The sequence below is a fragment of the bacterium genome, from assembly GCA_035529855.1.
Classification (GTDB): Bacteria; RBG-13-66-14; B26-G2; order WVWN01; family WVWN01; genus WVWN01.
This window is the reverse complement of the sequence record DATKVX010000119.1, coordinates 1-5,609: the sequence shown is the minus strand read 5'-3', so window position 1 is coordinate 5,609 and position 5,609 is coordinate 1. Positions and strand designations below refer to the sequence as shown.

The following is a 5,609-nucleotide window of genomic DNA, read 5'->3' as shown; positions in this document are numbered from 1 at the left end:
AATGGTGGTGGTCGTGGGCGACGTGTGCCAGGCGAGGCGGAAAGCGGGCCGGCACTTCGTCGCGCCGCTCCACGCCGCCATCCAGGAACGTTGCCGCGCCATCGGCTTCGACAACCTCGCGCCCATAATTTGGTACAAGATCGCGAACGTCAAGCCCGAGGTTGACAACGGCTCGAGCTTCCTCGGCAAACCCTACGAACCCAACGCCGTAATAAAAAACGACGTCGAGTATATTTTGATGCAACGGAAACCCGGCGGCTACCGCAAGCCGTCGGCCGCGACGCGGATATTAAGCGTCATCGGCGAAGAGAACCACCGGAAGTGGTTTCAGCAGATATGGCAGCTCCCAGGCGCGTCGACGCGCGCGCACCCGGCGCCGTTCCCGCTCGAGCTCGCCGAAAGGCTCGTCCGTATGTTCAGCTTCGTGGGGGACACGGTCCTCGAGCCGTTTATGGGAACCGGGACCACGAACGTCGCCGCGGCGAGGTGGGGCCGCGACAGCGTCGGCGTCGAGGTGGACGAGAAGTACTACGAGCTCGCGTGCGAGAGATTTAGTAAAGAAACGGCTAGCTTGTTTTGCAAGGCATCAGCGACTTAATGATTTGACCAATTACGCTGCGGCAGGGGAGGCCGCGGCGGAGAAATAATATACCGGAGCGGCGGCCTTTAAGGCCGCCGCTACTTATGGAAGAGAAGAACGCCGCCCCGAGGGGCGGCTTTTCTTATCATATAAAAAAAGGGTTGACTTTTTATATCATATGATATATAATATTAAATAAAGGAGATAGGGCATCGCCTATACGAAGGTTACAGGGAGCCAGCTTTGGCGCAAGCTACGAGGGAAGAAGTAGCAAGTTTTCTTAAAGAATTTAAAGAAACCGCGGTACAACACCGGGGAATATTCTTCGTCAACCGTTACGAATACGATTTAACGAGACAAGCTTTGGAAATAAATAAGTTTTACGCGGAAAACGAAATATATAACCTAAAACCGGAAAATTATTCGACGGGCCCTGAACCCGACCATGGCCAACCAGGCACCGTTTGGATTTTCGGTAAGAATATATACGGGAAGGAAGTCTATATAAAGCTTAAAGTCAGCGCTGCCGATATCGGTAGAATAGCGAAATGCTTATCTTTTCATATCGCCGAAAGGCCGATAAAATACCCTTATGCTGAATAATCAAAAACGTGGCTGCCCCAAACCCCTTTCCCGGATTTTAATATTCGGCACGGGTTTTTATATATATATTATCGTAGCCATTTTTTATGGAGCAGCTCGCCTCGGCAGATCAAGCCGAGAACGGCGCGGGGCCGTTAACAGGTTAACGGCAATGGAGAAGGCAAGGAGGAGCGGCTACGATGAAAGGTTTATGCCCTTACTGCGAGAAAGAAACGGACTTAGAAATAGTCCGGTGCGAAGAAGAGGTAATAGTACGCGGTGAAAAAATACGCGTACATAACGAATACTTCAAATGCCTAGAATGCGGCGGTGATTTCTACGGCCCGAAATCCCCTCGGGACCACTTAGACGACGCATACCGCGAATACCGGCGGAGACATAAACTGCTCCAACCTGAGGAGATAAAAAACCTACGTTCGGAATACGGTTTAACGCAAGCCGAGCTAAGCAAACTCTTGGGTTGGGGGGCGGCAACAATAAGCCGCTACGAGAACGGCGCGCTTCAAGACGAAGCACACGATAAGCAACTTCAACTTATTGCGGAACCGGCGAACTTGTCTCTACTTTTAGACAAGACACCCGGAGCGATGCTCCCTAGCAAAAGGGAACGTTTAATAGAAAGCCTAAAAGAAGGGGATTTCCGTTCGTGTTCTTTCGAAAATTTCTTTAATGAACATCTCGCGGACTACGGACCCTCTTGGCTTAGCGGCTTCAAAAAACTCGACCTTAATAAGCTTTACGCCGCTATCCTTTATCTATGCAAAGGAGGTATAACCGAGACCGCGTTAAATAAACTCCTATTCTACGCGGACTTTAAGCACTTCAAGGAATACGCTACTTCCATAACGGGGGCTAGGTATGCCCACCTACCTTACGGCTTCGCGTTAAATGACTACGCTTTGATTTTCGGTACTCTAGTAAGAGATGGCGCCATAGAAGAAGACGAGGTTTTCCACGGTGAATACCCCGTTAAAATATTGAAACCTAAAATACGACCGGACCTCGTTATCTTCGAACCCTCGGAACTTAAAATACTAGCGGAGATTAAAGAACACCTTGGCCGTTGGAGCGCCAAGAAGCTAACCGACTTTTCTCATAAAGAAGAAGGTTACGTAGATACGAAAGACGGCGAAATTATTACGTACGAATACGCGAAAGCGCTACAAATTTAGGTACAAGAACGCCGCCCCTTAGGGCGGCGTTTTTCATTATTGTTTTCCGGCCGGCTCTCAGGCCTCTTTCGGCCCTCAACCGCAGCCGGCCTTCTTCCCGAACAGCGTCTCGTTGACCAGCGCGCCGAAGCAGCCGACGCCGGCCTCGACGTGTATCGCCCCCGCCGGACAGTTCTTCGCGCAGGCGCCGCACTCCATGCAGTCCTGCGGCCGCGCCTGGACCGGGAAGCCGTCCGAGCCCCAGTCGATCGTGAGCTGCGGGCACACGTCGAAACAGGTCCCGCATCTGATACACTTATCGCGCTCGTACGTGATCATCGCCTATATTATAACACGATTAGTAATACAAAGGCCAACGCCAGCGCCGCGAGCGCCACCAGCCCCGGCTTGAACTCCTGCCGGACCTGCGACGGGCTCGAGACCGACGTATTCCCCGAGAACTCGAGGCCCAACAGGACCCCCGCGAACGCCAGGAACGCCGCCCACGCCGCGAGGCTCGAGCCCCCGGCGCCGGCGAGCCATTTATACGCCAAGAGGGGTACGGCCGCCAGCGCCGCCGCGGCCAGGCCCTTTATGGAATAAAGCCGCGTCGGCAGCCACGGGAAGAGCACGCCGATTACGAGCGATATCGCCGCGACGGCGGCCACCGCTAAAGGCGAATATAGCTTATGGAAAACGGCCAGCGGCAGCGCCACCAACGCCGCGTTCATCAGCGCGAAGAACCACGTAACCTCCAGCCGCTTCGCCAGGCCCCAGTCGACGCGGTTCATCGCGGCCTTCTTGCGGTAGCCGGCGGCGACGTACGCCGGCACGTCGCAGACGTATACCGGCCCGTAGGCCGCGGCGACGCCGTAAACCTCCTCCAGCTCGGGCCTGGAGACGCCGGTGGCCGCGAGCTTGGGCAAGACCGCCGGTTCGCGATGCGGCACCTCCGCCACGCGGAACGCCCGATGCGAGAGCGCCACCTCCCGGGCGTCGAACTTGCCGGCGCCGGCGGCGCACCATACATTTATGCCGCGCGTATCGATAACCAGCACGTACGCGTCCATCCCCGCGAGCGCCCGCCGCACCAGGTTGAACGTCAGCGTGAAGCTGGCCGTCACCAGGAGCGGCGCCGCGGGCCCCGGCTCCCCCACCCGATAAAGGCCCGGCTCGGCCCGCAGGAACGTCATATAGAGCGAGCAGTAGGCGGCCAGGTTCGCGAGGCGGTCACCCAACGTCAACGTCGTCGAAACGGCCGCGATTTCGGGAGCGGCCCGGGTCGCGTCCTTCTCGGCGACCAGGTACAGCAGCGCGCCGCCCTCGAAGTACTCCTCTCGCGTCACCGTGAAGCCGCGACCGGCGACGGTTGCCGGCAGGTCTTTAAGAGGCCGCGTCACGGCCCGGGCGACGACGTACACGACCAGCTTGAGCCAGAACCGTTTAAAATAATACCAGGCGCGGCGCAGTGGCCGCCGCGGCGGCGCCTCGTCCACGATTACGAGCTTGCCCCCCGGCCGAAGCATGTGCCGGGCACCCTCGAGGGTAGCGAGCTGCTCGGCGCCGCGCATCTCGGAGAGCGCGAGCGACATAACCACCGCGTCGTACGACTCGCGCTCGAGCGGGGCGGTCGGCGCGTCGCGGACCTCGAATTCGACGTTGTCGGCCAGCTCGAGCTCCACGGCCTTGCCGGTGGCGAACGTGACCATGTCGGCGCTGCGGTCCCAACCGGTGACGCGGGCGCCCCGGCTGGCCGCGAGCAGCGCGAAGGTGCCCGGGCCGCAGCCGACGTCGAGGACGCGGTCGCCCGGGCCCACCGACGCCGCCATGTCGTCGCGCAAGGCCTCGAAATCCGTGGCGGCGAACTTCTTGACGCCCCGGTCGTATTCCTCCGGGATAAGCTCCAGTATCTTCATATAGATATACGACATAACGACGCGGCGCCTCCGTCGCCGCTAACTCCATTCTTACACAAAAAACATAACGCGTGAAGGCAAAAACGTACTAAGCAGTTAGCTTGTCATCGCGGCCCGGTCGTGTTACTATTCCGGCCGTGTGGCCCACCCTCTTCAAGATCGGCCCGCTCGAGTTAGGGACCTTCGGCTTGATGGCCGCGCTCGGTTTTCTCGCGGCCTACTTCGTCTTCCGCGCGGAGGCCAAGCGCCGGGGCCTCCAGCTTAAACTAAGCTCAGAGTTGCTGGTGGTCTCGATAATAGGCAGCCTCGTCGGCGCCCGTATCAACTACGCGCTCGAGTACTGGGACGTATTCGTGACGGACCCGGTGGGGATACTCTGGTCGCGCTACGGCTTCACCTGGTACGGCGGCTTTATCGGCGGCGCGCTGGCCGTAATCATCCTCCTGAAGGTCCGCAAGCAGAAACTCGGGCCGTACGGGGACGCGCTGGCGCCGGCCATCGCGTTGGGCTACGTCTTCGGCCGGGCCGGTTGACAACTGGCCGGGGACGGAGACTACGGCGTCCCCTCCGACTTACCCTGGGCTATGTCGTACCCCAAGGGTATCGTCCCGACGCTGGAGCGGGTCCACCCCACGCCGGTATACGAGATGATAATGTACCTGGCGATATTCTTCGTCCTGTGGCGGCTCCGCCGACTCGAGAAGCCGCCCTGGTGGCTCTTCGGCGTCTTCCTGATATTGGCCGCGGTGGAGCGCTTCTCGGTGGAATTCGTCCGAACCAACGAGCCGCTGTGGCTGGGCCTGACCGAGGCGCAGCTCGTAAGCGTGGGCGCCGCCTTGCTCGGCGCGGCGCTGGTAATCTCCTCGGAGGCGCGGCGCCGGAGGCAAACCGTATAACGTGGCACGCAAAGCGATAGCGGTTGCGGCTTTTACGGCGGCGTGGGCCGCGACGACCTGCTGCGGGGGCGGCGGCGGCACGCCCGAGGAGACGGTGGAGACCTTCAACGGCAACATGGCGGCCAAGGATTTCGAACGCGCGGCCTCGATGGTATACTGCAGCGAATGGTCGGACCTGCCGGCGGCGGAAGTCGAAAGTCGCCGGGCGGAGTACGCGGAAGTATTGGCGGGACGATACGACGGCGACGACCTCGATTACGGCCGGGCCGAGATAGGAGAACGCGAACGCCTATCGGCCGACGAGGTGGAGTTCATCGTGTTATACCCCCTCCACTCCAGGCCGACGGGGCCGCGCGCGGCGCGCGAGATAACCGTACGGAAAATCGGCGGCCGGTGGTACCTCGAGCCGGCCCGCCGCTGAAAGGGCGAGAACCCGAGGTTCGGATGCGATGAGAAAGTTAGC

6 protein-coding genes and 1 pseudogene are annotated in these 5,609 nt (G+C 59.4%); 5 read left to right on the top strand and 2 right to left on the bottom strand.

Annotated features, from left to right (window positions below; translation table 11 throughout):
* The 3 genes from VMX79_11815 to VMX79_11805 form a co-directional block, all read left to right on the top strand.
* Positions 1-598: site-specific DNA-methyltransferase (locus tag VMX79_11815; GenBank protein ID HUV87783.1), on the top strand; the 598-nt coding region annotated here is incomplete at its 5' end.
* Between the two features lie 225 nt (positions 599-823).
* The gene (locus VMX79_11810; protein ID HUV87782.1) at positions 824-1,183 is read left to right on the top strand and encodes a toxin; all 360 of its coding nucleotides are present in this window, start codon (positions 824-826) and stop codon (positions 1,181-1,183) included.
* A 179-nt stretch (positions 1,184-1,362) separates the two neighbouring features.
* A complete protein-coding gene (locus VMX79_11805) occupies positions 1,363-2,355 on the top strand; it encodes a type II TA system antitoxin MqsA family protein (GenBank protein ID HUV87781.1) in 993 nt (330 codons plus the stop codon).
* Between the two features lie 75 nt (positions 2,356-2,430).
* On the opposite strand, the gene VMX79_11800 is transcribed toward VMX79_11805, so the two are convergent.
* Both VMX79_11800 and cpaM read right to left on the bottom strand, forming a co-directional pair.
* Entirely contained in the window at positions 2,431-2,673 is a 243-nt protein-coding gene (locus VMX79_11800; protein HUV87780.1) for a ferredoxin family protein, read from the bottom strand.
* A gap of 8 nt (positions 2,674-2,681) precedes the next feature.
* Positions 2,682-4,265, bottom strand: coding sequence for a corrinoid protein-associated methyltransferase CpaM (gene cpaM, locus VMX79_11795; protein HUV87779.1), 1,584 nt, complete (start codon positions 4,263-4,265; stop codon positions 2,682-2,684).
* Positions 4,266-4,387: 122 nt separating this feature from the next.
* Here cpaM and VMX79_11790 point away from each other — a divergent pair.
* Together VMX79_11790 and VMX79_11785 are read left to right on the top strand one after the other, a co-directional pair.
* Positions 4,388-5,146: pseudogene (locus tag VMX79_11790) on the top strand (prolipoprotein diacylglyceryl transferase).
* A 1-nt stretch (position 5,147) separates the two neighbouring features.
* Entirely contained in the window at positions 5,148-5,567 is a 420-nt protein-coding gene (locus VMX79_11785) for a hypothetical protein (GenBank protein HUV87778.1), read from the top strand.
* Positions 5,568-5,609: the final 42 nt, after the last annotated feature.

Excerpts from the sequence above, each read along its gene's own strand:
- cpaM (HUV87779.1), bottom strand. The coding sequence starts at position 4,265 with ATGTCGTATATCTATATGAAGATACTGGAGCTTATCCCGGAGGAATAC.
- VMX79_11800 (HUV87780.1), bottom strand. The coding sequence starts at position 2,673 with ATGATCACGTACGAGCGCGATAAGTGTATCAGATGCGGGACCTGTTTC.
- VMX79_11805 (HUV87781.1), top strand. The coding sequence starts at position 1,363 with ATGAAAGGTTTATGCCCTTACTGCGAGAAAGAAACGGACTTAGAAATA.